Raw genomic sequence first — 24152 nt, 5'->3', positions numbered from 1 at the left:
AGGTATACGCGTATGTACACAAGTTTACGATTTTAGATACAATATTACATCTATGTAAACATTGACAGAATAGATTGACTAATCCACAAAATCCCAGTAATATTTGAATGGCAGGATCGAATAATGAGGAGGATGATTTTTTTGGCGGAAACTCGTATTGCAGCAATTGATGTAGGAAACGATTCGTTGAAAGCAATTTTTGGTAAGTTAGAATTCGAGCTTAATATCCCGAACGTGATTGCTCAGGATATTGCAGATCGCCCGATTATCGGTATTGAAGAATTAAACAACCAAGAGCCTACAGATGGCATTCATCTCCGTTTACACTCTCCGATCTTAAACGATAACAATCGCATTTACCGTGTTGGGAATTTGGCAACAAAAAGCGTGAACTCCACGGAGTTAGATCCAGGCAGCAATAAGTCTGAAGAGGATCAAACCTTGGTCATGCTATTTGCGGCGCTGGCATTAGATGCAGCGCGCGATGAAAATAAAGCCGTATTTAAACGTTCAAATAATGTGATAGAAGCTACGTATACACTTGGCACAGGGCTACCGTTAAGGGAAGTAAAAGAAGGCAAGGACGTGGGTTACCGTTCGCAATTGCTTGGATCTGTTCACCAAGTCGAGTTTTTAGTGACGCCCAAATACCAAGGGGTGAAAGTGAATATTAAGTTTGAAGAAGTGAAGGTGTATCCGGAAGGCTTTGCGGCGTTCATTAACCTCGTGATGGACAACCAGTTAAATATTATTAATAAAGAACTGATTGATAAGCGGATTTTAATCCAAGATATTGGTGGGTTATCGACCGATGTGGCGGTTATTAAAAATCGCAAAGTGGATGACGACAAGGCGCAGGGCTTCAATTTAGGCGTTTCGGAGTCATTGGATACTATTCGTGAAGAAATTTATGCGCGGCATGGTGTGGAGCTAGACAGCCGTTTAGATGTTGTCGAAATCATTACACGCAAAAGTAATCGTAATCATATTATGGTAAAAGGGAGTCGGACAAGCGTTCATGAGATTGTAGATCGTGTGTTGTTGGACTTAGCGAAAAAGCAATATCGTCATTTACGCAACGTTTGGCAGCGTAACTCGCAATCGGAAATTTGCTATTTCATCGGCGGTGGCTCACTTGTCTTGAAAGACTATTTGAAAGCGCTCAATAATAGTTTAGATGGCTACAACATCGACTTCTTTGAGGATGAAAAAGAAAGTGTTTGGATGATGGCCAATGCGTATTATAAATTAATTTCAGATTTCGCCAAAAAAAATCAACAAGTGCACCAGCAAGAAGAGAAACTGGTGAAAGCAAAGTAGGGTGATAGCTTGTGGCAGAAACAGGAATAAAAAGAGGGCAGCCAATTACATTTCGTATCCCATCCGATACATCTGACCATGTATTAAAGCAGTTGCAACAGTTAAAAGAAGTCGAACGGCGCAACTTTTCCAGTAAAATTGCCGAATTTGTTATCGATGGTGTCAATGACTCACTTTTAAAGCATAGAGAAGCGATCACGATACCATTGCCAAAGGGGCTAACGAAAGCGCAACGAGATTGGCTGAAGCACGAGCATTCGGAGGCGCTCCTAGGAAGCGTCGTCTATCAGCTACTAGCCGATCCCGTTCGCACGGCGACTCTCTTGGCATCACTGAATAGCCAGACTGTAGTGGATGAAGAAACCTTTCATTTTCCTGAGGAAACGGAGGTTCTTGAAGAACGTCCAATTCGTGTGGTTGTGAATGATGATGACCTCGACGGTTTCGATTGGCAGCAAGTGCAAGAAACACAGAGTAAGCTTGCTGAAGAAGCGGATGAAATGGACCCACTGGGGGATTTCCTTGCGCAAATGAATAAATGACAGACTGATAGGGTACCTGCGTGGGAAGCGATTGTGATTGATTTACTTGCTAACGTAGTAATAGGTCATTGTGCTCCTTTCTAGAGTGCGCGATGTCAAGGTGTCCTGTACTTTTGTTTCAATAGACTGAATAGCATGTTATACTATCCATAACTTTAAGAGGAAGGAATGATGGGTGGACGATGGAGTACTAATTCTTTGATTCCGAGAAATTGAATTTTTTATCTGAATTTCAGATAAAGCCTCCGGCGGATGTCACGGATTTTTTGGGGAGCTTTTCGAGCTCACTCGAAAAAAATCCGGACGCAACTACGCCAAGGCGTAATTGATTTAAACGGAAAACAGGATTAGTCTGTCCACTTTTACATCATTTCCTTGCTCTTTGCGCATGCAACGGGCTTTTTAGGGAACAGCAATTATGCGGTGGCATAATTAACAGTGGATATGTAGCGACTAATCCTTCCGATTATGATTTCGGAGGGATTTTTTGTCCCTCTGTTTGAGGAGGAATGGCTATGCTATTAGGAACGTTAAATGAGTTATCCGTTGTGCATGGTGAAACGGTGATTTTCGATAGGGTGTCTGCTGATATTCCAGAAGGGGCTTGCATTGCGATTGTTGGGGCGAATGGTGCGGGGAAGACGACGTTACTTTCATTGTTGGCAGGAGAGCATGTACCGACATCGGGTTTGATTAGTTGGAATGGTAAGGCGCCGTCTGTAACGTATTTTAGGCAGGAACAGGAAGTTGAAAGTAGGGTGGATTGGGAACAGGCAGAGACGCAGTTGTATCGGAAGAAGTGGAAAGTACCTGAACGGGTCGTGTACGATTCTGCGAGTGGTGGCGAGCGGATGAAGTTGCGCCTATCTGCTGCGTTTGCTGAAAAGAGTTCGCTAGTGTTGTTGGATGAGCCGACAAATCATTTGGATAGTGACAGCTTGGAAGAGTTGATTCAGCTAGTTAAGAAGGATAAGCGCACGTATATCATCGTGTCACATGACCGGTATTTTATAGATCAAACAGCGGATATCGTTTTTGAGATTGAGTATGGCAAGTTGACGGTATACAAAGGGAATTATACGTATTATCGCAAGAAGAAAGCTGCTGATCGGGAAGCTCATCAGAAGCATTATGAACAGCAACAGCGCAAGATTGCGCGGGTGGAAGAGCAGCTTGATGCGTTAGGGGATTGGTCGGCGAAAGCACACGCGGAATCGACGAAAAAAGGCGGAGGAATGATGGGAGGGAAGGAATACTTCCGAATGAAGGCGAAAAAGCGTGATGTGCAAATTCGCTCGAAGCGCAAGCGGTTGGAGGGGGAGTTGGAGAAGGAGCGTATCGACAAACCAGAAGATGAAGTGAGTGTGTCTTTTGACGTCAAAGGGCAGAAGAAAAAGGGGAAACGGGTACTGGAGTTGAAGAAGGTTGGAAAGGCATTTGGTGAGCATACGTTGTTTGAAAATGTGTCGTTTACCATGCAAGCAGGGGAACGGATTGGCCTTGTGGGCTCAAATGGTGCTGGAAAATCGACGCTGTTTCGGATGATCCTTGGGGAAGAGACGTATGACGGTGATTTGTGGAAGACGGCAGGGATGACGATTGGCTATTTGAGTCAGACGGTGCTCGATTTGCCGGATGAGTTGACGATGGCAGCATATTTTCATGCTAATACGTTTGAGGAGCAAGGAATGATTCGGGCGAATTTGATGAATCTTGGGTTCACACAAGGGCATTGGAAGTTGCCATTGTCCGCACTAAGTATGGGTGAGCGTGTGAAAGTGAAGTTGATGCGTTTTATCCTGGAAGGGACAGATGTCTTGATTTTGGATGAACCGACGAATCATTTGGATTTACCTGCAAGAGAAGAGTTGGAAAAGACGTTGGAGACGTTCCCGGGGACATTGTTGTTTGCTTCGCATGACCGTTACTTTACGGAACGAATAGCAGATGGGCTGCTGGTGTTTGACAAGGGAACTATTCAGAAAGTGCCACTGACCTTTCAGGAATGGCAAGGGCGCGGAACTGCGGTCCAACCAGAAAAGACGGCGGAGGAGCGCTTGCGTTTGGAAACGGAGTTGCAAGCTGTGTTAGGGAAGTTGAGTTTGATGAAACCGGGAGATGCAAAGTATGCAGAGTTGGATCGTACTTTTAATGAATTGAGTAGGCGCTTAAGAGAATTTCCTGGGAAATAGGTATGCATAGCAATGGCCGCCTCATTTATGTAGGCAGCCATTGCTATTTCATCATACCGATAGCTGTTTAATTTGTGTGCGTTGTAAGCGTGCAACGAGCACTAAGCCGAGCAATGCACCACTGATACTCGATACCAAAAAGGGCGGCATGAAGAAGAAGGCTGTAGCCGTTGTGCCCATCAGTATTTTTGCATAGGGGACTGCAAGTAGTGAGGCGATGATGCCGGTTCCAACCATTTCCCCAACGGCTGCAAGCCACGTTTTGCCGAAATATTTATAAAGAATACCAGCAAGTAACGCGCCAATCATACCGCCTGGAAATGCGAGTAATGAGCCCGTGCCTGTTAGTATGCGAATGAGTCCAGTTAGAAAAGCAATGATGACCGCTGGAATGGGGCCGAGCATGACGGCTGCGATGACATTGACAGCATGCTGAATCGGATAAGCCCTCGCGATACCCGCTGGAAAGTAAACAAAGGTAGAGCCGGCTACTGCAATGGCAACGAACATCGTCATGATGACCATTTTGCGTGTAGTCACGATAGTTGAACCTCCTGTTGGATGGCGTCTTTAAACTGCCGAGCAGCCCCATAAGGGTCTTCAGCGGAAGCAATAGCTGAAATGAGGGAGACACCTGCCGCGCCTGCTGTTAAAACGGGTGCAAAGTTCGCCGCTGTAATGCCGCCAATGCCGACAATTGGTAAGTCGGGATATGATGCCGTCATCTCACGAATCAAAACGGTTCCGGAGACGGGCTTTGCATCTGCTTTTGACGAAGTAGCATAGACAGGCCCCATGCCAACATAATCGGCACCGACTGCGATAGCTGTTCGCATTTCCTCTTCGTTATGCACGGAAACGCCTAGAATTTTATCTTTTCCGATGCGTTCGCGCACACTTTTTGCTGTTTCATCATCCTGTCCAACATGCACGCCGTCTGCATCGACTGCAATTGCCAAATCCACGTCGTCATTGACGATAAAGGGCACTTGATACTGCTGACAAAGTGCTTTGCATGCTTCGGCGAAACGCTGTTTTTCATCGCCGACTAAAGCGTCAGGTCCTTTTTCCCTTAATTGAAAACAGGTTACCCCACCATGCAATGCCTCTTCTAGTACCTCCAATGGATCGGACGTGGCCACATTGTTACTACCCATAATGAAATACAACTGCAATTGTTGTTTAATCAATGACTACGCCTTCTTTCTGTGCAACTTCGCCACCGCGCTTATATGCCCAATGATTCGTCGGTCCATGTCCAGCACCGAGATCTAGCCCATCAGCAATCGCCGCTTGGATAAAGCGTTTAGCATCGATTACAGCATCAGCAATCGGCATGCCTTGTGCGATTCGTGCAGTCAGTGCTGCAGAAAATGTACAGCCCGTGCCATGCGTATCTTTGGTGTCAATCCATTCGGAGCGGATTGTATAGCGCTCACCGTTCGCCGCAAGAAATAGATCTTCTGCAAAGGCGGTCTGTTGACGATGCCCGCCTTTCATAACGACTGCCTTTGCGCCTAACTGCAAAATGCGTTCCGCAGCCTTGACAACGTCTGCATCTGTCTCAATTGGCATGCCTGCTAATACTTCGGCCTCTGGAATATTCGGTGTAATGACCGTTGCTAATGGAATTAAATCCGTTTTCAATGCCTCCACGGCTTCATCTAATAACAGTGAAGCACCGCCTTTGGCAATCATGACCGGGTCGATAATGAGCGTTGGTGATGCATATGCCCGAAGTGTCTCTGCCACGGCTCGAATGATTTCAGCCGAAAAGAGCATACCTGTTTTTACTGCTCCCACATTGAAATCGTCGAGTACTGCGCGCATTTGCGCAGTGACGCCATCTGCATCAATCGGATAGACGCCGTGGACGCCGAGCGTATTTTGTGCTGTTACGGCAGTCAATGCGGATGTGCCGAAGACCCCCAATTCCTGAAATGTTTTCAAATCGGCCTGAATGCCTGCGCCGCCTCCACTATCTGAGCCAGCTATTGTCATGGCAACGTTTGTCATACGATCGCACCTCCATTTTGATGAATATCCTGTTTGTCTAACGCATACAGCGCATTTAAAAAGTGAGTTTGAAAATCACCAGGTCCTGAAGCTTGTGCCGCTGCTATTTCTCCGGCTTGTTTATAAAAAGTTAAGGCGGTGGCAACTGCTTCTAGCGGTTTGCCAGCTGCCATTGCCAAAAAAGCACCCGCTACGGAACTCAGTAGACAGCCTGATCCAGTGATGCGAGACATAAGTGGATGACCACCTGTAATATGAATTGTCTCTTGGCCATCGGTGACGATATCTCTGACACCTGTCACGGCGACGATACAGTGATGGTTTTTAGCAACCTGCTCCGCAAGTGCAGTCAAATCGGCATCGCCTTCGCCTGCATCGACGCCTTTTGCTTGCCATTGCACACCTGCGATGGCCGCAAGTTCGCCCGCATTGCAACGGATGAGTGTGACATCTACTTCTTCTAAGATGCGTAAGACGGATGTTTTACGGAAGCTAGTTGCACCTGCGCCGACCGGATCGAGCACAACGGGAACGCCGTACTCATTAGCGCTTTTTCCTGCCAATAGCATGGCGTCCACGGTGTGTTGTTTGAGTGTGCCAATATTTAATACGGTACACGAGGCAATCGCTGCGATTTCCGCAGCTTCTTCCACTGCATCTGCCATGACGGGGGATGCCCCGAGGGCTAGCAGTCCATTCGCTTGGAAATTGGCCACAACGATATTAGTGATGCAATGCACGAGTGGTTGTTGCTCGCGTAGTTGTTGTACGAGGTGTTGATGGGTCATGTGATTCATTCCTCCACTCCTAATTTTTGAAAACAAAAAAGCCGCCTCCTGAACGTAGTTAGGAAGCGGCCATGATGGTTTGGTTAACAAATTATCGGCGCGGTCCCACTTCCCTACGCTGGTATGATCCAGATCAGGTTCCAAGGGTCCGCATATGCATATGCGTCTCAGTCTTACAGAAGACACCCCTAGTGGCAAAAATATAATTCAATTTTCAACTCCACTATACCATAATTTCGGTTGCTGGCAAGGGGATATTCATTTAATTCAATCTATACAGCGCATCATCATCTGCCATAGGTTGCCCACGTCCATCTGTGTTGTTTGTGATGAAATACAGCGACTCGCCGTCTGAAAAGACGTCTCGAATGCGGCCGTAGCCCTCAATTTCTTGTAGCAACTTGCCATTTTGAGGATCAATGACGAGAATGGCTTCTCCTCGCAGTGCGGCAACGTACAATAATCCATCATGAAAAGTCATGCCAGAGGGGGCCCATGTTTCGTTGGAGCCGGATGTCAGAAGCGGTGTTTGCATACCCACTGCCGTCTCAGTACCTTCAATAATGGGCCAACCGTAGTTGTTGCCTGTTTCAATCTGGTTGATTTCATCATTTGCGGATTGCCCATGCTCGGATGCAAACAATCGTCCGTTTTTATCCCAGGCGAGTCCTTGCGGATTGCGATGCCCAGTGCTAACGATTTCGACGGTATTGTTGGGGGTGAAGCGAATGATTTTCCCATTGTAGGATGCGGGATCTTGTGCTGTTTCAGGGGTGGCTCCGTCGCCGATCGTTGCGTACAATACACCATCAGGAGAGAGCGCCAGTCGCCCGCCGTGATGGACAGGACCGGATTCGATATTGTCGAGCAGGATAGCTTGTTCATGCCAAGAAGTTCCATCGTAACGCAACGTCACAATGCGGTTGATGGGGGTGCCTTCTTTATCGTAGGTGTAGTAGGCGAACGCCTCATGCGATTCTGGGAAATCTTTTTTTAACGTGAAGCCGAGCAATCCTGATTCAGCGACGGATGCTAGGGGTGCCGAGAGGTGGACGTCTTCACGGAGCTGTTGTCCATCTTGAGTAATTTTTACAATGGCTCCAGCTCTCTCGGAGATGAAAAAGGTCTGATCTACGTGTTGAATCGACCAAGGTGCTTTGAGTGCCGTTGCTACTTTTTCAGCCTGATAGAGAGGGGGCCCTGAAGTGGGCTGCTCTTGTGCTATACAGCCTGTAGCAAGCAATAGCAGGAACAATAGGATAAGACGTTTCATAACGAATCCTCCTCACGCATTTTTTTCAGTATATAACGGAATTTGTGTTGAAGATAGAGAGGGGCGTTGAAAAAATTGCAAGTACTTGTATGAAAGTTGGATAGGATTGGCATGCTTTAGGCTAGATAGGCTAACCCTATGAATAACGACATAAATGGCGCGGAAGCACCTAGTAAGCGTATTTGACGAAGTAAAGGAGGACGAGAGATGGCGGATGACAAGAAAGGTTTATCGAGAAGGGATTTTCTCAAGACGACTGGTGTGGCGACAGGAGCTCTTGTAGGAGGGGGGCTCATTGGTGGCCTTGTTGGTTATAACGTCAAAAAGGAAGGCAAGGTTGCGGGAACGAAAGGTGGTGGTGAGACGCATGAAGTTGCGAACAATCGAGGCCTGATGTTTTTTCAAACGATGGCCGAGTTCAATGTATTGTCTCAGGCTGTTGAACGGATTTTCCCAGAGGATGACCTAGGGCCGGGTGCAATCGGACTTGGTGTACCGTATTTCATCGACAACCAGTTAGCAGGGAATTATGGCAGTAACGTCAAGGAGTATATGCAAGGTCCTTTTTTTGCCGGGGAATCTACGCAAGGCTATCAAAGTAGTTTGACGCGAGCGGAAATGTTTCGGCAAGGTATTTTGAAGATGGAAGAGGAAGCAAAAAAACGCTTCGATAAAAAATTCGTCCAGCTTGAAGGTAGTCAGATGGATGAAATCATTACGGCATTCCAAAAGAACGAAGTGGAGATGAGAGGTGTATCTTCAGAGTACTTCTTTAAGGTTCTTCGCCAAGCGACGCTAGAAGGAGCTTATGCGGACCCGATTTATAACGGCAACATCAATATGGAAGCATGGCGTATGAAGGATTTCCCGGGCAATCAAATGACCTATCTGGCGGATATTGAGAGTGAAAAATTCATGAAATACGATCTGAAATCGCTAAGCAATATGGAACATTAAGGGGCTATTATATGGTAACAACATTGGAAAAAGTAGATGTCGTGACGGTTGGTGTTGGTTGGGGTGGCGGAATCATTGGTGCGGAATGTGCCAAGGCAGGATTGAAAGTAATTGGGTTAGAGCGAGGGAAATCGAGAGGGACGGCGGATTTTTCATTAATTCATGATGAGTTTCGTTACGCGATGCGTTATGATTTAATGCAAAATCTGGCGAAGGAAACGATTACGTTTCGAAATGATCGGAAAATGCGTGCACTGCCGATGCGACAGATGGGTTCGTTTCTGCTAGGTGAAGGGCTCGGCGGTTCGGGTACGCATTGGAATGGCCATACATGGCGTTTTCTACCGTATGATTTTGAAATCAAAACCTTAACAGATGAGAAATATGGGAAAGACAAGCTCTCCAGTGACTATTTGCTGCAAGATTGGGGTGTTACATACGATGAGCTAGAGCCTTATTTCGATAAATTTGAAAAGATGGCGGGCATCTCTGGAGAAGACAAAAACCCTTTCTGGGGTAAGCGTACTTCTGATTTTCCGACTCCGCCGATGAAGAAAACACCGATTCTGAAAAAATTTGAAACGGCAACAAGTAAGCTCGGTTACACGCCGTTTATGCTACCATCGGCTAATCTATCTGAAGCCTACACCAATCCAGATGGTGAATCGCTTGCCCAATGCCAATATTGCGGCTTTTGTGAGCGTTTTGGCTGCGAATACGGTGCGAAAACGACTGCCGAGGTGACAGTTATTCCAACTGCACAAAAAACAGGCAATTACGATGTCCGTTTTCATGCGAATGTGGTGGAAGTAATGAAAACAGGCAATAAGGTAACAGGCGTAAAGTACATCGACACGCAAACAGGCGAAGAATTTATCCAGCCGGCTGAAGTGGTTGTGCTTACAAGTTATGTGATGAATAATGCCAAGCTACTCATGGTGTCGGGCATCGGAGAGATGTATGATCCGGATACTGGTAGAGGAACATTAGGCAAAAACTATGGTTATCAAATATTACCAGGCGCAACAGGTTTCTTTGACGAGCAAATGAACGTCTTCATGGGTGCCGGGTCACTAGGGATGACGATTGATGACTTAAATGGTGACAATTTCGATCATACAGATTTAGATTTCATCCATGGAGCGAGCATGTCGATTACGCAAACAGGTGTGAGGCCGATTGCGTCTAACCCGCTTCCACCTGATACGCCTGTTTGGGGTTCGGAATTTAAGAAGCAATCGATTTACAATTATACGCGCACATTGAGTATTGGTGGCCAAGGTGCTTCCATTCCACATAAGGAAAACTTCTTGTCGCTCGATCCGAATTACAAAGATGCGTACGGCGTTCCGTTGCTTCAGTTGACGTACAATTTCACAGAACAGGATCGAAACTTGCATAAGTATTTGACGGAGAAATCTGCGGCCATTATGAAGGAAATGGGTGCGAAGACGGTGATGCCGGGGAATCCATTGACGAATTATGACATTGTCCCGTACCAGACGACGCATAATACAGGCGGCACGATTATGGGCGCAGATCGCGATACGAGTGTGGTCAACACACAATTACAGCATTGGGATGCTGAAAATCTCTTTGTCGTAGGTGCCGGGAATTTTGCGCATAATGGTGGTTACAATCCAACGGGAACGGTTGGTGCACTCGCTTATCGTGCGGCTGAAGGCATCGTGAAATACAGTAAAAATGGCGGATCACTTGTATAACTTATTTCAGCTGAAGCCTCCCATTTCTATGGGGGCGTAATTGATACAGGAAGGGAGTCCTAGACAATGAGTTTGGCGAGTATTGGCGTACCGGGTTTGATCATCATCCTTGTTATTGTCCTTATCTTATTCGGGCCAAGAAAACTGCCCGAAGTAGGAGCGGCAGTAGGGAAGACGCTGGCAGAATTTAAGAAGTCAGCACGGGATATTATCGATGATGAAGAAGTAGCAGCCCCAAAGGAAACAGAGAAGAAGCGTATTGATCTATAAGCAATGGCGAATAACAAAAGATCCGTTGAGGAAGAGATGTAGTTCCTTGGCGGTTTTTTTGTGACTCTACGAGGAAGGTTTGCATGAAAATTCTCTATTTTGAATGTTATACTTGGGCGTATGAACAAGTATAACATTCGGAATGGGAAGTGGTGCATTGCTGTGTGAAGGGTATTCAATGAAAGATGTTCAGTTTTGGCAAATTGTTTTAGGCTTGGGGTTCGCCTCGATGTTTATATTTGCTGCGATGTATGCTGTGCAGCCGCTTCTACCAGTGTTTACGCAGGAATTTATGATTCCGGTATCCTATGCGAGTATGTCATTGTCGATGACAACTATGGGATTGATTATCGGCTTGGTTGTCCTTGGGTTCTTTTCGGATCGGAATGGGCGTGCAATGTATATTAAATTATCGTTAATTGGTTCTGCGTTACCCTTTTTAATTATGCCGCTTACGGATTCATTTCTGTTGATTGTCATTTTACGATTTATCCAAGGATTCGCGCTTGCGGGTGTTCCTGCCGCTGCATTGGCCTATATCAGTGAGGAGATTCATAAGCAATTTACGAGTGTTGCAACGGCGCTCTATATTTCAAGTAATGCTCTGGGCGGGATGATTGGGCGCGTGTTGACGGGATATATAACGGAACATTTTTCATGGAAGATTGCATTTTACATACTTGCAGCTATCGGGACAGTTGTGTTCATTGCTATTTTATTCATTTTACCAAGATCACGCAATTTTACTGCAAGCCGCGCGAGTTTTACGAAAGACATCGAGGGCTTTTTGTATCATTTGAAAAATCCAGCGCTACTGCTCGTCTTTGGTCTAGGCGTTGTTTTACAACTATCCTTCACAGGTATTTGGACGTATTTACCGTTCCATTTATCAGCACCGCCATTTTCACTGTCGCTTGAAGCAATTTCCTATACGTTTTTCGCGTATGGACTGGGCGTGATTGGTTCACCTATTGCAGGTTGGCTAGCGGGAAAGTTTGGCTTACAGAAAATCCGGATTGTCGGCGTGTTCGTTTTATCGCTTGGGATTTTGTTGACGATGAGTGCGTCTATTGTGGTCATTGTAGTTGGTTTATGTGTAACATGCCTCGGTTTTTTCACTGCTCATTCATTGACAGCGGCTTCCGTGAGTAGGGAAGCGACGCATCATAAAGGAAGTGCTTCGAGTTTGTATCTCGTGTCGTATTATGTAGGAGTCGCCGCAGGGAGTACGTTACTCGGCCCTTTGTGGGAAATAATCGGGTGGACGGGCCTGGTGTGGTTTACGGCGATTCTTCCTGTCATTTATATTGGAATCGTGACTATGAAAAAAGGAAGAACAGTGACCTCGTGAAGGTGCTGTTCTTCCTTTTTTACGGATTAATAAACTGGGTGTAAATGGGTATGCTATGCAAACCGCGCAAAGTCGTTATCGAAGCGCGAAATATTGAGCTTCAACTGTGCGTACGGAGCCAGCCGTCGTACAAAGCATTTTCCAGTTCTACTTTATTTAAATGATTCCGGAACGACAGTTAAATCAATGCCCCATACGAGCGGCAATAAGTAATAAATCGCCAGCGTAACGAGTATGACACCGAAAACATTCAGCGCAAAACCGGCCCTTGCCATATCTGTAATGCGTACGTAGCCGGAGCTGAAAACAACCGCGTTTGGCGGCGTTGCAACGGGTAACATGAAGGCACATGATGCAGCAACACCGGCAGCAATCATCAATGCGTATGGATGTATACCGAGTGCAACTGCAAGTGAAGCCATAATCGGATACATCATAGAGGCGGTCGCTGTGTTTGACGTGATTTCTGTTAAGGCAAGAACGAGCGCACAGACGAGTAAAATCATCACAAACATGCTAACACCTTGCAGTCCCATTAGCTGTGATCCAATCCATTCAGACAGCCCTGAACTTTTGAAGCCTGAAGCAATAGCTAGCCCTCCGCCAAATAATAGAAGAATGCCCCACGGCAATTTCACCGCAGTTTCCCAATCAAGCAAATGATCTCCTTTTCGATTGACGGAAGGGATGATGAATAACAGGATGGCGAAAATGACTGCAATGATGCCATCGCTAAGTCCGTCGATGAACCTTGACAGTAAGAAAGAACGTGTAATCCATGCGAGCGCTGCCAAAATGAAAATCGTGAAAACAAGTTTTTCTTCTGCGGAAGCACGCCCTAACTCTGCTTTTTCTTTATCAATAACGGCTCTTCCACCCGGTAATGTTTTCAACTTCGACGGGAAGGCAAGCTTGACGAGATAGAACCAAGTGATGAAAATAAATGACCAGGCAAGTGGTACACCGAAGAGCATCCACTTAGCAAAAGACAATTCGATGCCATACATTTTATTAATAGCACCCGCGAGTAGTGTGTTTGGCGGTGTCCCGATTAAAGTCGCGACGCCTCCAAGTGAAGCTGAATAGGCTATTCCAAGCATTAATGCTTTACCGAAATTAAAATTTTGTCTAGATGTATCGATACTAGGGTCATCTTTCAAGGCATCTGATACCTGATAAATAATTGCGAGGCCAATTGGTACCATCATCATAGCCGTTGCTGTGTTGGATATCCACATAGAGAGGAAACCAGTTGCAACCATGAAGCCGAGGACAATACGATCCATATTTGTTCCAATCGCAGAAATAATCGTCAGTGCAATCCGGCGGTGTAAATTCCATTTTTCCATCGCAAGGGCAATCATGAATCCGCCCATGAAGAGGAAAATCGTTTCGTCGCCGTAAGAAGACGCTGTTGTATGCATATCCAACCCTTGCGTTAACGGGAATAAGACGAGTGGTAGTAAAGATGCAATGGGAATTGGAATCGCTTCTGTAATCCACCAAGTTGCAATCCATAGCGTACTTGCTAAAACGGCTTTCGCTTCAGGAGAAAGACCTTCAGGATTAAAGAATAGTAATGTTAGTGCGAAAAGAATCGGTCCTAATAAGAGTCCAATTAGCTGAGGTTTTGTATAACTACGCGGATCTCGTCCGCCACCTTCTGTTTTGACATCTGTAGACGGACTAGTGCTTCCGCCGCCATTTGCCATTTCAGATGAATTGGGATTGAAGAAAAATCGGAACATATCTTTTACTTGGTCATGCATCGTCCATAACCTGTTCCATGTTGTTAAAAGCATTGTATTCCTCCTGATCGTACATTTTTTCGTGCATAAAACTCCCCACGGTGGAAATGATAACCAAGGCACGAATCTTCACATTATACTAAGGTTTCAAACTTTCAACAAGTTCTAATTTTAAAGAATAAACATTTATAAAAAAATAAACCGACACCCCGTAGGATGTCGGTTTATTAACCGAATAGTCTGTTATTGATTGCTTTGTGAACCGTTTTTCATCGGAAGTGTACCTGCGAACGACTCTACCTGTTTCATCAATTTATCTCTAGCGCTTTTGTTTCTCATTAAATAAGCTGCGCCAAGTCCGAGTGCTGCCATCGCCATTTTCTGCATATGAAAAATCCTCCTCCTCACTCGTCTAATTTTTACTCCTTGTTACTATCCCCGATTTCGGGTAACCTACTCAAAAAGCGGCCAAGAAGATTGTTCCATAAAGGAGTGTAAGTGGAATTTTTGCGAAAAAGAATCCCGTTGTTTTAGCTATGGGGCGGTCAAGTACTTCAATCTTTATAATTGGTTAGTGATAAATTGAATTTGCAGATTTTAAACTTTCCCGGGAAATAATAACGCAGTAGCCGTTTGGGCTGTATATTATAGCTGTGTTAAGGAGAAGTCTGAAAACAATAATTGTGGGTAGCTAAAACATGTAATACACGGGCTTCTATTGCATATCACACACCGAAATCCGTTCATATATATGAAATAGCTATTCAGCGCAAACCGGCAGTTGTGCAGCAGTAAATTGCATGGGAATAAAAACACGCCTAGATTAGCATCCTAATCTAGGCGTGTTGTCATCAACGACTACTGTCATTCACAGGATTCGCAAATCCAGTAGGAGCACTCGCTTTTTGAGAGGCTGGTACTGTTGTTGCTTTTGGTACTAAAAACATGATGGCAACGAGCGCAAGTACCGCGAAAATCACATTGGCGATAATACCAGCAGAAGCAGCCTTTTCAATATTGCCGGAGTGCATCAATGTACCGTACACAGCCGCAGAGATTGCAACCCCGAAGGATCCTCCGAGTGAACTTGCCATTTTGTAAATCCCTGAGGCAGAACCAACTTTATCCTCAGGCGCACTTGATACCGCAGTATCCGTGGATGGCGTTGCGTACATACCAAGTCCCGTACCAAATAGGATAAATCCAACAAAAACTACGACGATATACGCCATGTCTGGTAAAAACGTCAATGCCATCGTCCCGATTCCGATTGCCGTCAGAATGGAACCGACAACCATTGGCAGTCTTGCACCAGATTTTTGTAAAATTTTCTCCCCAACGCGAATCATGATGAGGACAGAAACTAAATAACCGATCGATAGCATACCTGATTGAAACGCTGTAAATCCGCGACCCACTTGGACATACGTATTCGCGACAACAAGTGTCCCCCCAACAGCATTCAATAAGAAGTTGGAAATCGTTGCACCTGTGTATGGTTTATTTTTGAATAGATTGAAATCGATGAGCGCATGTAATTTGCCTGTTTCGACTTTAATGAAGAACAGCATCCCAATCACTGTTGCAACAATTAAGCCAATTGTCAGTGGACTTGTCCAACCGAAATCAGCACCGCGTGTAATGACGACATTCAGTCCAATCATTGTAAAGACAAAGACGACTAACCCTGTAAAATCGAAGGGTCCGGAACTTTGTTGCGTTCCTTTACTTTCAGGCGTGTCTTTCAATAAAACCATCGCAAGAAGCGCGAAAATGATAGAGAACACAAAAATCCATTTCCAGCCCATATACGTGGCGATTGCGCCACCTGCGAATGAACAAACACCCGAACCACCCCAAGAACCGATGGACCAGTAACTAAGTGCGCGCTGTCTATCAGCGCCTTCAAAATATGCACGCATTAAAGCGATTGTTGCTGGCATAATACAAGCGGCGGATACCCCTTGAATGATCCGTCCAATAATTAACAGAGTGGCACCATTTGCGAGCACGAGGCAAAGGGAACCGATAATACTCAACACAAGACCGAAATAGGTCATTTTCTTTCGACCAATTTTATCGGCAAGCCCACCCGCAGCCACAACGAAAATACCTGAGAAGAGCGCCGTTAAGCTAATTGCAATATTAAGTATGCTCAAGGAAACACCTAAATCTTCTTGAACGGCAGGAACAACATTTACCATAGATTGCGCAAACAGCCAAAACGTTATGACGCCGAATACAATCCCGGTAATCATTTTATTTGTACCTTGATAGTTTGTAGCCATAATCATCCTCCTTAAATGTAGAAAGCAGCTTTCATCAATTACGCCTCGGCGTAATTGCATCGAGATTTTTTCGAACTTGCTCGAAAAGCTTTCTTTAAAAAAATCTGTGACATCCGCCGGAGGCTTCATCTTGATTCAGCGGGTGTTTGAACACCCGCTGAATCAAGATGAAAGTCTTCTTTCGTCTGTCGAAATTTTATATTTTCTTACTTTAGCATAATGAAGCGACCGGGTGAAGGAGAAAAACGTAGCTTTCTATTTTAAAATGATTGCTAATTATGAGAATAATTGGTGGTATCATTTTTCCAATCCCTTACGTAGTCGAGTAGCATCAGTAAAACCAAGATTCTCTCACAATGGATACCGCAAATTTTGAAAGGTGCCAATGTGAACGTTTATTCAAAGTATGGACACAATTATATCGCGGTATAATTTATTTGTGCTGCTAATCAAAGTGCAACAAACTTGTCATTCGGTTTTTTTGTGAGTAAATACGAACGATTTATTTGTTTTCATAGTATTTTATTAGGGTAGTTAGAATATATCCTATCAATGAGTGGAATTCAATACCTAATGTTCGTCTTTTGGGTATTGGATTAAATACAGAAAAATCCGACCAATTATGCTGTATAATGATTTTAGAGAGCTGTAAATACATATTTTAGTGCTTGGGGTCACGGGGAGGAGAGGATGTTGGAATGCATAAAGTGTTAGTTGTTGGCGTGTCTGCAGGTGTTGGCAAGTCGACTTTTGCACGTCGATTAGGTGAGTTGACAGGTCTTGAAGTGACGCATTTGGATCGACTGTATTGGAAGCCGAACTGGGTGGAGGCTTCGGCTGAAGAATTTTCAGCGGCGCAGCAAAAAGTTGTCGAAAAGGATCAGTGGATTATGGAAGGGAATTATACGGGGACGTTTCCTATCCGAGAAGCGCATGCAGACACCTTGATTTATATGGAACTTCCGCTTCGCGTCTGTTTATATCGTGTGTTGAAACGTCGTGTGCAATACCATGGAAAAACACGGCAGGATATTGGAGAAGGTTGCCAAGAGAAGATAGATTGGGCGTTTTTAAAATTCATCGTCACAACGTATGGAACGCGGAAAAAGACGATGCAAGAGCGGATGCAGCGTTTTGCAGAACAAGGGAAGACCGTTCATTATTTGACAACAACTGCGCAGATTGAGGGGTTTTTAGCGACGTATCGTAGAGGAGTTTATGCAAAATAGTATTAACAGGAATGATTATACGTAGTAAAAAGCCGATTGTTTAGATGACAATCGGCTTTATTCATCGTTTAAAACAGGCTCCTGTGTCATCCATGTCTTCGACCAATTTTCGATTTCTTTCATAATAGGTGTGAGGGACATGCCTTTTTCAGTTAGAGAATATTCGATTCGTACGGGGGTTTCGGGATAAACTGTGCGAACGACAAAGCCTTGTTGTTCAAGGTCTTTTAACCGTTCTGTTAACGTTTTTCCGCTGACACCAAGTTTGTCCGTCATTGTACAAAAGCGTTGTGGTCCTGTCATGAGCTGATACAAAATAAGGGCAGTCCAGCGTTGACTTAGGATAGAGACAGCTTTTTCAAAGCGTGGGCACAGTTCAAATTCGTTCATATAATTGCAACTCCTTTGGTGTGAATGTTCATGTGTTGACAATAATCATTGTAACATATAAAGTTAGTTACATAAAGTAAGTTACTTACCAAAATACTAATAGGAGGAATACACATGAATTTTCATAAAGCGCCACAGATTTATACAGGAGAAGTACATCTCAATGTAATGGATTTAAAGAGGTCGATTCAATTTTATCAAGAAATCATTGGCTTTAAAGTACTGGAGGAAGCTGCGAATAAAGCAGTACTAACAGCGGATGGCAAGACACCGCTACTGATTATTGAACAACCCGAAAATGTTACACCGAAAATGCCACATCAATCGGGGCTTTATCATTTCGCATTACTATTGCCGACAAGAGCTGATTTGGGTGCAATTATAAAGCATTTCATCCAGCTTCAGGTACGGCTTGGAGCTTCGGATCACTTGGTGAGCGAGGCGCTTTACTTGTCAGATCCGGATGGCAATGGCATTGAAATTTATACAGATCGTGATCCGAGTGTTTGGAATTGGGATAATGGTAACGTGGCAATGAGCACGGATCCACTAGATGGAGAAAGTATTATTGCGGAAAGTGCAGCCCAGACATGGGATGGCCTTCCTGCTGAGACGGTTATGGGGCATGTTCATTTACATGTAGCGCATTTGCCTGAAACAGAAAAATTCTACAATGCGCTTGGCTTTGAAGTGGTTACGAACTATCCACAAGCGTTGTTTATGTCGAATGGAAAATACCATCATCATCTGGGCTTGAATACGTGGAATGGTGTAGGGGCGCCAAAGCCTGCTACAGGAAGTGTTGGACTCCAATCATTTGCGCTCGTTTATCCGACAGAAGACGTGTTGAATGAGGCACTTGTGAAGGTGGAGGCACTCGGGGGAAAGGTGGAATCTAACGGAAGTGGATTTGTAACGGAAGACCCTTCTGGCAATCGTATGATTTTGCGGGTTGGCTAACTTACAATGGGGGCGGAGGCCTAGTATTGAAGTCGAATATACTTGAAGATGCACTTGATACATTCTATAGAGAGAGCACAAACGGCGACAGATATAGATGCCGTTTGTGTTCTTCAAATTCTAGTTGTATCTGTGTCCACATTCTATTTATTGAAGCGTTTCCCTTAGCTTTTCAATCTCTTTTAGATCCAAATGTGTTACTCTGGCGATAAAATACATTGAAGCTCCTTCTTTTAACATCTCCAATACAACTTATGTTACACCTTCTTCAATCCCATCCACCTCTGTCTTTGCGACCGCTTCCATCGTTGGAGACCATTCTCCACTATTAAATGTGAATTGTTGTAAATGTATATGCACTTCGATAACGCTATTTTATTTGATGAAAGGGGATACATGTGAGAGTTACTTGAGAAAAATACTCCCAATATTGATTTTGGACAAGTGCGTGTTAGGTGTATAAATGCAGAGTTTTTATCTGAATCCATACCCAAAATGAAAAATGTGAAACTTCCTTCGACCTTGTCCGTAAAACAACGTATACTGAATAGCAATAAGACAAAATGTAATCGGGCTAAAAGGGAGTGGGCTATGTGACGAAAAAATTATGGTTTCAAACGGGTGTTGGCATTTTACTCGCTTTGCTAATTGTGAAATTCTTCTTAGAAATCAAAGGAATATTTTCACCAATACTCATCATTGCAAAAGCGATTTTTGTACCATTGTTACTGGGAGGCGTTCTGTTTTACATTACGGAACCATTACAGCGACTTCTTGAAAAGCGCAAAGTGCCGCGTTGGGGGAGTATTTTGACGGTTCTCCTTTGTGTTGGGGCTGTGGTATGGATTTTCATCTCCATTATTGGCCCGCCGGTTATAAATGAAGTGAATAAATTAGTGAAAAGTGCACCGTATATTGCAAAAGAGATTACCATTCAAACGGAATATGTTTTGCAACATCGAGAAGATTTTCCACCACAACTTAACGAGATGATTGACAAAGCCATCAATTCGATCCAAACGATTGCCGTGGTTTTTGGGAAACTCGTCGTACAATTTTTCCAATCTGTGTTCCAAACCGCTTTTACCCTAATTCTGGTCCCTTTCTTTTTCATTTTCTTATTGAAGGATCATGAAAAATTTGCGCCGTTTATCTATAACTTCTTTACAGGTAAACGCCGAGAGTGGATTAAGAAAACTTTGCATGACATTGATACAGTACTGCGCACATATATCCAGGGGCAGTTACTCATCAGCCTTTTATTAGCTATCATTATGTTTATTGGTTATATATTAATCGGCCTCGACTATGCATTATTACTGGTGATTTTCGCGTTTTTCATGAATGTCATTCCGTTCATTGGGCCATGGATTGCTTTTACACCAGCATTGATTATTGCATTCCTTCAAGATCCGACAATGGTGATTTGGGTCTGCGTAGTTACACTTGTGGCTCAGCAGACGGATAGTAATTTCATCACGCCGAATATTATGGGGAAAACACTCGATATTCATCCGCTCACGGTTATTACCGTCATCTTGGCAGCAGGGAATATCGCAGGTTTCCTTGGGATTCTGTTGTCGATTCCTGTATACGCAGTTGGAAAAGTCGTTGTGAAAAACATTTACGAAAGACGGAAGGAAATTAAATTAGCTGCTACGAAGAATGTGTAGTGGTTTTATCTTCATTCAGCAAATCTTTTTGTACTGAAAGCGGAGCGTCAGCTACAGAAAACTCTCACCTCCATGACCTGCGTCGTGCAGGCCTAAGCCTCCGGCGGATGTCACAGATTTTTTTCGAGCTCGCTCGAAAAAAATCTGGACGCAATTACGCCCCGGCGTAATTGATAAAAGAAGCACACTCCCCAGTGGAATGTGCTTCTTTTCATATCTCGAAATATAAATGCCGATGCAAACTACATCCTGGATTAAACGCTACTGAACATTCGGGGCAGGCTGATTTACAATCTAGGTACTCTATAATCGTTAGTTCATGCCCGCATCCGCCACATAAAATAGCTTTTGTATCGAACTGCTCCTTAGGCCAGACAGCAGGATTGTCGCAACCATCTTCTTCATGGCATTGATAGCAAGGGAAGTACGTATTGCAGCAGTAAAATTTAATGGCGATGCGATCGATTTCCGAATGATAATGAGCACAGCGTGTTTCGTCATCGAGGACTTTACCACGTACGGTGTGACCTTTTAGTTGCATGTGATTAGCCTCCTTCATCTACAAAGAAATGTATGAAATCACTACTTAACTGGCAAAGCTAACGGAAAAAGGGTGGATGTTATGTGGACTGAATTTCCCGTTATTCATACGAACATTTGGGATGCGGTTTGGGCGATTCCCGTTATTCTCTTAGGCGTTTTTTTACTGCGTTTTTTGTTCAAGCTCCCTGAAAGTTGGTTTTCAACTGCATCGACAGTGATTGGGCTACTACTCTCCATTTTTATTAGTCATCCGGGTAATTTGGCCGCAGGAATTTTCATGGGATTATTCTATGGCGGTGCAGCGAGCGGGACGATTTATTCTTTAAAGGTTTGGTACAAATCGTATCGTGCGCGATAATTTTATTTCAGCGGGCAAAATCCACACTGCATGAGGCCGGGGACGTCTTTTGAGAAGCAACATGTCGTGCGTACTTCAGTGTTAATGAGCGCTGAGGGTTCGCATCCTTTTAAATAGGTGCTGAATAAAGAGCGAGTTGCGGTACCATCCCAAAGTGCATCGTCTTTCAGCATGTCGAAATCGGCGCGGGCTTCGTCGGCACTACTTGGATCGGATAGTAGGACGTGGTATTGCCAAAGGAGAAAGCCAAAAATATTTTCCCAAAGTGTCAGTGGCGAAACCGAGGAAACGGTACGTAGCTGTTTAATCACCGAGCTACATTGCTCACTTAATATTTGTCGAATGACGGCTTGACGTTCATCATCTTCTACATGGCGCCAGTCTTCTGCACGGGCAAATGTGCTAACGGACAGCTTGCCATACTCTTCTATTGCGCCGAAAAGAAGAGTATCTGGGTCTCCATCCCATACTTCATCATAGGCTGCTAGATTGTAAAACTGCATGGCGACGAACATGCCGACACGCCGCATGAAATAGGAAGCGGCGACGGTTTGGTTTGGGCTGCCACTCACAGCTTGAATGATGTTGAGTGTGTCTGCTATGCCGTTTGGATCGAGTAACGTTTGCAATGTGAATAATGGTCGTTCAGGCTTTTCCGTATAGATGCTGTACATATTTAATTGTCTGAGTTGGTCCGTTGTTAGATTTTTCATACTTTCATTATATCCTGTTTTTGCTTGTTTCAACAAGTTGAGCGAGCGCTCAGTCTGTTGTATAATCAAGGCATCTAAACGCTATTGGAGTGGAATTTTACGTGACGAAACGTTTGCATATAGAAGAAATTATGGATTTGATTGAGCGTGAGGCGGATATTATTGTCCCGATTGCCAATGGGGAGCCACATCGCTTGTTGGATTTGTTGGAAGAAAATCATACGAAATTAGAGCGTGTGAAGATCCATCAGATGTTAACGCTACGTGAACGTGACTATATTGCTGGTCGCATGAAAGAGCATTTGTCCCATGTATCGTATTTTTTAAGTGGGGCGACACGCAAGGCTTATCATGAAGGGCAAGTTGAACTCGTTCCGAACGTCTTCCATGAAGTACCGGATATGTTGCGGCAAATGACGAAAATGTCGTTGATTATGTCTGTCGCTTCACCGATGGATGAGCACGGCTATTTCTCATTGGGGACACAGGCGGATTATGTTTCGGAATTCATTGGCCATGTACCGTTTGTTTTGGAAGTGAACAAGCATATGCCACGCACATTTGGGGAAAATCAGATTCATATTAGTCAAATTGCAGGTTATATCGAGAATGATCTGCCATTATCTGAAGTGATTGCGCCAGCAATTGGTGAGAAGGATATGCAGATCGCTGAATTTGTGACGAGTGAAATTGACAACGGAGCTTCGCTGCAAATTGGAATTGGTGCCATTCCAAACGCGGTAATGAGTATGCTGAAGGACCATCGTCATCTTGGCATTCACACGGAGATGCTGACAGATGGCATTGTGGATTTGGTGGCGGCGGGTGCAGTGGATGGTACGCGGAAATTTACGCGAAAAGGGAAGATTGTGGCAACGTTTGCTTATGGTTCGCAACGCTTGTATGATTTCATCCATGAAAATCCTGCTGTCGAATTTTTGCCGGTGAGTGTCGTCAATGACCCTCGGGAAATCGCGAAAGAACAACAAATTGTCTCGATTAATGCCACGACAGAAGTCGATTTGTATGGACAATGTGCGTCTGAAACGATTGGTGGACGTTATTATTCGTCAACAGGCGGGCAAGCGGACTTTGCACGCGCGGCTCGTTTTGCGAAACACGGTAAAGGCTTCATCTGCATGCATTCGACTGTGAAAAACGACACGATTTCACGCATTAACTTACAATTGTCACCGGGATCTGTCGTCACAACATCGAAAAATGATGTCGATCACATTGTCACGGAGTACGGTATTGCGCACCTTTATGGAAAATCGTTAGCTGAACGTGCAAAAGCACTGATTAACATCGCTCATCCAGCATTCCGAGAAGAGTTGCTGTTTGATGCGAAGAAAAACGGCATATTGTATTGAATGTGAAACAGCGTCCTTTAGGGGGGCGCTGTTTTTTTAACACTAGATTGTACTTCTTCCAAGCGTATTCAACTTCGATGGTACCTGACAATGTCATTCGTTATGCGCGGTTCACCAGCAGCATTGCGCGGTCTGTCGTTGGTTATGCGCGGTTCACCAGCAGCATTGCACGGTCCGTCACTCGTTATGCGCGGTTCACCAGCAGCATTGCGCAGTCTGCCGTTGGTTATGCGCGGTTCACCAGCAACATTACGCGGTCTGTCGTTGGTTATGCGCGGTTCACTAGCAGCATTGCTCGGTCTGTCGTTGGTTATGCGCGGTTCACCAGCAGCATTGCGCGGTCCGCCGTTGGTTATGCGCGGTTCACCAGCAGCATTGCACGGTCCGTCGTTCGTTATGCTCGATTTAACTAGCACGATGCATTTGGTGAGTGATTAGTATTGG

The 24152-nt window shown here is 44.7% G+C and carries 24 protein-coding genes and 1 riboswitch; of the genes, 13 read left to right on the top strand and 11 right to left on the bottom strand.

Going from position 1 to position 24152, the window contains the following annotated elements; translation table 11 throughout:
- Positions 1-141 precede the first annotated feature (141 nt).
- The 3 genes from MKY34_RS01565 (at position 142) to abc-f (ending at position 4054) form a co-directional block, all read left to right on the top strand.
- The gene (locus MKY34_RS01565; protein ID WP_342513508.1) at positions 142-1320 is read left to right on the top strand and encodes a ParM/StbA family protein; all 1179 of its coding nucleotides are present in this window, start codon (positions 142-144) and stop codon (positions 1318-1320) included.
- An 11-nt stretch (positions 1321-1331) separates the two neighbouring features.
- A complete protein-coding gene (locus MKY34_RS01560; RefSeq protein ID WP_342513507.1) occupies positions 1332-1862 on the top strand; it encodes a hypothetical protein in 531 nt (176 codons plus the stop codon).
- A 515-nt stretch (positions 1863-2377) separates the two neighbouring features.
- Entirely contained in the window at positions 2378-4054 is a 1677-nt protein-coding gene (gene abc-f / locus MKY34_RS01555) for an ABC-F type ribosomal protection protein (protein ID WP_342513506.1), read from the top strand.
- 51 nt (positions 4055-4105) lie between these two features.
- On the opposite strand, the gene thiW is transcribed toward abc-f, so the two are convergent.
- The 5 genes from thiW to MKY34_RS01530 all read right to left on the bottom strand — a co-directional run bounded on the left by thiW (position 4106) and on the right by MKY34_RS01530 (position 8131).
- On the bottom strand, positions 4106-4594 hold the full coding sequence (gene thiW, locus MKY34_RS01550) for an energy coupling factor transporter S component ThiW (RefSeq protein WP_342513505.1): 489 nt from the start codon (positions 4592-4594) through the stop codon (positions 4106-4108).
- On the bottom strand, positions 4591-5244 hold the full coding sequence (gene thiE, locus MKY34_RS01545; protein WP_342513504.1) for a thiamine phosphate synthase: 654 nt from the start codon (positions 5242-5244) through the stop codon (positions 4591-4593). Before thiE ends, thiW begins: the two co-directional genes overlap by 4 nt.
- A complete protein-coding gene (gene thiD, locus MKY34_RS01540; protein ID WP_342513503.1) occupies positions 5237-6070 on the bottom strand; it encodes a bifunctional hydroxymethylpyrimidine kinase/phosphomethylpyrimidine kinase in 834 nt (277 codons plus the stop codon). Before thiD ends, thiE begins: the two co-directional genes overlap by 8 nt.
- Positions 6067-6858 (bottom strand): hydroxyethylthiazole kinase, encoded by a 792-nt coding sequence (thiM, locus tag MKY34_RS01535; protein ID WP_342513502.1) that lies wholly within the window; start codon positions 6856-6858, stop codon positions 6067-6069. The genes thiD and thiM overlap by 4 nt, the downstream gene beginning before the upstream one ends.
- Before the next feature lie 93 nt (positions 6859-6951).
- A riboswitch (TPP riboswitch) is annotated at positions 6952-7058 on the bottom strand.
- A 62-nt stretch (positions 7059-7120) separates the two neighbouring features.
- Positions 7121-8131, bottom strand: coding sequence for a PQQ-dependent sugar dehydrogenase (locus MKY34_RS01530; RefSeq protein WP_342513501.1), 1011 nt, complete (start codon positions 8129-8131; stop codon positions 7121-7123).
- A gap of 207 nt (positions 8132-8338) precedes the next feature.
- Here MKY34_RS01530 and MKY34_RS01525 point away from each other — a divergent pair, with 207 nt between their 5' ends.
- The 4 genes from MKY34_RS01525 to MKY34_RS01510 all read left to right on the top strand — a co-directional run bounded on the left by MKY34_RS01525 (position 8339) and on the right by MKY34_RS01510 (position 12433).
- Positions 8339-9088: a gluconate 2-dehydrogenase subunit 3 family protein gene (locus MKY34_RS01525; protein WP_342513500.1), complete on the top strand. Its 750-nt coding sequence runs from the start codon at positions 8339-8341 to the stop codon at positions 9086-9088.
- 11 nt (positions 9089-9099) lie between these two features.
- Entirely contained in the window at positions 9100-10812 is a 1713-nt protein-coding gene (locus MKY34_RS01520; RefSeq protein ID WP_342513499.1) for a GMC family oxidoreductase, read from the top strand.
- A 66-nt stretch (positions 10813-10878) separates the two neighbouring features.
- On the top strand, positions 10879-11082 hold the full coding sequence (tatA, locus tag MKY34_RS01515; protein ID WP_342513498.1) for a twin-arginine translocase TatA/TatE family subunit: 204 nt from the start codon (positions 10879-10881) through the stop codon (positions 11080-11082).
- A 178-nt stretch (positions 11083-11260) separates the two neighbouring features.
- Complete coding sequence (locus tag MKY34_RS01510) at positions 11261-12433, top strand: MFS transporter (protein ID WP_342513497.1); 1173 nt, start codon at positions 11261-11263, stop codon at positions 12431-12433.
- A 152-nt stretch (positions 12434-12585) separates the two neighbouring features.
- On the opposite strand, the gene MKY34_RS01505 is transcribed toward MKY34_RS01510, so the two are convergent.
- The 3 genes from MKY34_RS01505 to MKY34_RS01495 form a co-directional block, all read right to left on the bottom strand.
- Positions 12586-14235: a DASS family sodium-coupled anion symporter gene (locus tag MKY34_RS01505; protein WP_342513496.1), complete on the bottom strand. Its 1650-nt coding sequence runs from the start codon at positions 14233-14235 to the stop codon at positions 12586-12588.
- A 189-nt stretch (positions 14236-14424) separates the two neighbouring features.
- A complete protein-coding gene (locus tag MKY34_RS01500) occupies positions 14425-14568 on the bottom strand; it encodes a hypothetical protein (protein WP_342513495.1) in 144 nt (47 codons plus the stop codon).
- Positions 14569-15032: 464 nt separating this feature from the next.
- Positions 15033-16472 carry an MFS transporter gene (locus MKY34_RS01495; RefSeq protein WP_342515160.1) on the bottom strand — a complete coding sequence of 480 codons (1440 nt, stop codon included), beginning with the start codon at positions 16470-16472 and terminating at the stop codon, positions 15033-15035.
- A 695-nt stretch (positions 16473-17167) separates the two neighbouring features.
- On the opposite strand from MKY34_RS01495, the gene MKY34_RS01490 reads away from it, so the two are divergent.
- On the top strand, positions 17168-17698 hold the full coding sequence (locus MKY34_RS01490) for a topology modulation protein (RefSeq protein WP_342513494.1): 531 nt from the start codon (positions 17168-17170) through the stop codon (positions 17696-17698).
- 57 nt (positions 17699-17755) lie between these two features.
- Here MKY34_RS01490 and MKY34_RS01485 read toward each other — a convergent pair whose 3' ends face one another.
- The gene (locus MKY34_RS01485; protein WP_342513493.1) at positions 17756-18088 is read right to left on the bottom strand and encodes a helix-turn-helix domain-containing protein; all 333 of its coding nucleotides are present in this window, start codon (positions 18086-18088) and stop codon (positions 17756-17758) included.
- A 114-nt stretch (positions 18089-18202) separates the two neighbouring features.
- Between MKY34_RS01485 and MKY34_RS01480 the strand changes: the two genes are divergently transcribed.
- Positions 18203-19048: a VOC family protein gene (locus tag MKY34_RS01480; RefSeq protein ID WP_342513492.1), complete on the top strand. Its 846-nt coding sequence runs from the start codon at positions 18203-18205 to the stop codon at positions 19046-19048.
- Between the two features lie 593 nt (positions 19049-19641).
- Positions 19642-20721 (top strand): AI-2E family transporter, encoded by a 1080-nt coding sequence (locus tag MKY34_RS01475; RefSeq protein WP_342513491.1) that lies wholly within the window; start codon positions 19642-19644, stop codon positions 20719-20721.
- 211 nt (positions 20722-20932) lie between these two features.
- Here the strand turns inward: MKY34_RS01475 and MKY34_RS01470 are convergent, their stop codons facing one another.
- Positions 20933-21262: a CHY zinc finger protein gene (locus MKY34_RS01470; protein WP_342513490.1), complete on the bottom strand. Its 330-nt coding sequence runs from the start codon at positions 21260-21262 to the stop codon at positions 20933-20935.
- A gap of 81 nt (positions 21263-21343) precedes the next feature.
- On the opposite strand from MKY34_RS01470, the gene MKY34_RS01465 reads away from it, so the two are divergent.
- Complete coding sequence (locus MKY34_RS01465) at positions 21344-21622, top strand: hypothetical protein (protein ID WP_342513489.1); 279 nt, start codon at positions 21344-21346, stop codon at positions 21620-21622.
- A 2-nt stretch (positions 21623-21624) separates the two neighbouring features.
- On the opposite strand, the gene MKY34_RS01460 is transcribed toward MKY34_RS01465, so the two are convergent.
- Positions 21625-22404: a hypothetical protein gene (locus MKY34_RS01460; protein WP_342513488.1), complete on the bottom strand. Its 780-nt coding sequence runs from the start codon at positions 22402-22404 to the stop codon at positions 21625-21627.
- Between the two features lie 32 nt (positions 22405-22436).
- Between MKY34_RS01460 and MKY34_RS01455 the strand changes: the two genes are divergently transcribed.
- On the top strand, positions 22437-23708 hold the full coding sequence (locus tag MKY34_RS01455) for an acetyl-CoA hydrolase/transferase C-terminal domain-containing protein (protein WP_342513487.1): 1272 nt from the start codon (positions 22437-22439) through the stop codon (positions 23706-23708).
- Positions 23709-23798: 90 nt separating this feature from the next.
- The gene (locus MKY34_RS01450) at positions 23799-24146 is read left to right on the top strand and encodes a hypothetical protein (RefSeq protein WP_342513486.1); all 348 of its coding nucleotides are present in this window, start codon (positions 23799-23801) and stop codon (positions 24144-24146) included.
- Positions 24147-24152: the final 6 nt, after the last annotated feature.

Source organism: Sporosarcina sp. FSL K6-1522 (assembly GCF_038622445.1).
GTDB lineage: Bacteria > Bacillota > Bacilli > Bacillales_A > Planococcaceae > Sporosarcina.
Note: the sequence above shows the minus strand (reverse complement) of the source record. Positions and strands in the feature narration are given on the sequence as shown.

Bases quoted from the DNA above. Each gene is read 5' to 3' on its own strand.
- abc-f (WP_342513506.1), top strand. From the start codon at position 2,378: ATGCTATTAGGAACGTTAAATGAGTTATCCGTTGTGCATGGTGAAACG.
- thiD (WP_342513503.1), bottom strand. From the start codon at position 6,070: ATGACAAACGTTGCCATGACAATAGCTGGCTCAGATAGTGGAGGCGGC.
- thiM (WP_342513502.1), bottom strand. From the start codon at position 6,858: ATGACCCATCAACACCTCGTACAACAACTACGCGAGCAACAACCACTC.
- MKY34_RS01530 (WP_342513501.1), bottom strand. From the start codon at position 8,131: ATGAAACGTCTTATCCTATTGTTCCTGCTATTGCTTGCTACAGGCTGT.
- MKY34_RS01525 (WP_342513500.1), top strand. From the start codon at position 8,339: ATGGCGGATGACAAGAAAGGTTTATCGAGAAGGGATTTTCTCAAGACG.
- MKY34_RS01520 (WP_342513499.1), top strand. From the start codon at position 9,100: ATGGTAACAACATTGGAAAAAGTAGATGTCGTGACGGTTGGTGTTGGT.
- tatA (WP_342513498.1), top strand. From the start codon at position 10,879: ATGAGTTTGGCGAGTATTGGCGTACCGGGTTTGATCATCATCCTTGTT.
- MKY34_RS01510 (WP_342513497.1), top strand. From the start codon at position 11,261: ATGAAAGATGTTCAGTTTTGGCAAATTGTTTTAGGCTTGGGGTTCGCC.
- MKY34_RS01505 (WP_342513496.1), bottom strand. From the start codon at position 14,235: ATGCTTTTAACAACATGGAACAGGTTATGGACGATGCATGACCAAGTA.
- MKY34_RS01500 (WP_342513495.1), bottom strand. From the start codon at position 14,568: ATGCAGAAAATGGCGATGGCAGCACTCGGACTTGGCGCAGCTTATTTA.
- MKY34_RS01490 (WP_342513494.1), top strand. From the start codon at position 17,168: ATGCATAAAGTGTTAGTTGTTGGCGTGTCTGCAGGTGTTGGCAAGTCG.
- MKY34_RS01485 (WP_342513493.1), bottom strand. From the start codon at position 18,088: ATGAACGAATTTGAACTGTGCCCACGCTTTGAAAAAGCTGTCTCTATC.
- MKY34_RS01480 (WP_342513492.1), top strand. From the start codon at position 18,203: ATGAATTTTCATAAAGCGCCACAGATTTATACAGGAGAAGTACATCTC.
- MKY34_RS01470 (WP_342513490.1), bottom strand. From the start codon at position 21,262: ATGCAACTAAAAGGTCACACCGTACGTGGTAAAGTCCTCGATGACGAA.
- MKY34_RS01465 (WP_342513489.1), top strand. From the start codon at position 21,344: ATGTGGACTGAATTTCCCGTTATTCATACGAACATTTGGGATGCGGTT.
- MKY34_RS01450 (WP_342513486.1), top strand. From the start codon at position 23,799: ATGTCATTCGTTATGCGCGGTTCACCAGCAGCATTGCGCGGTCTGTCG.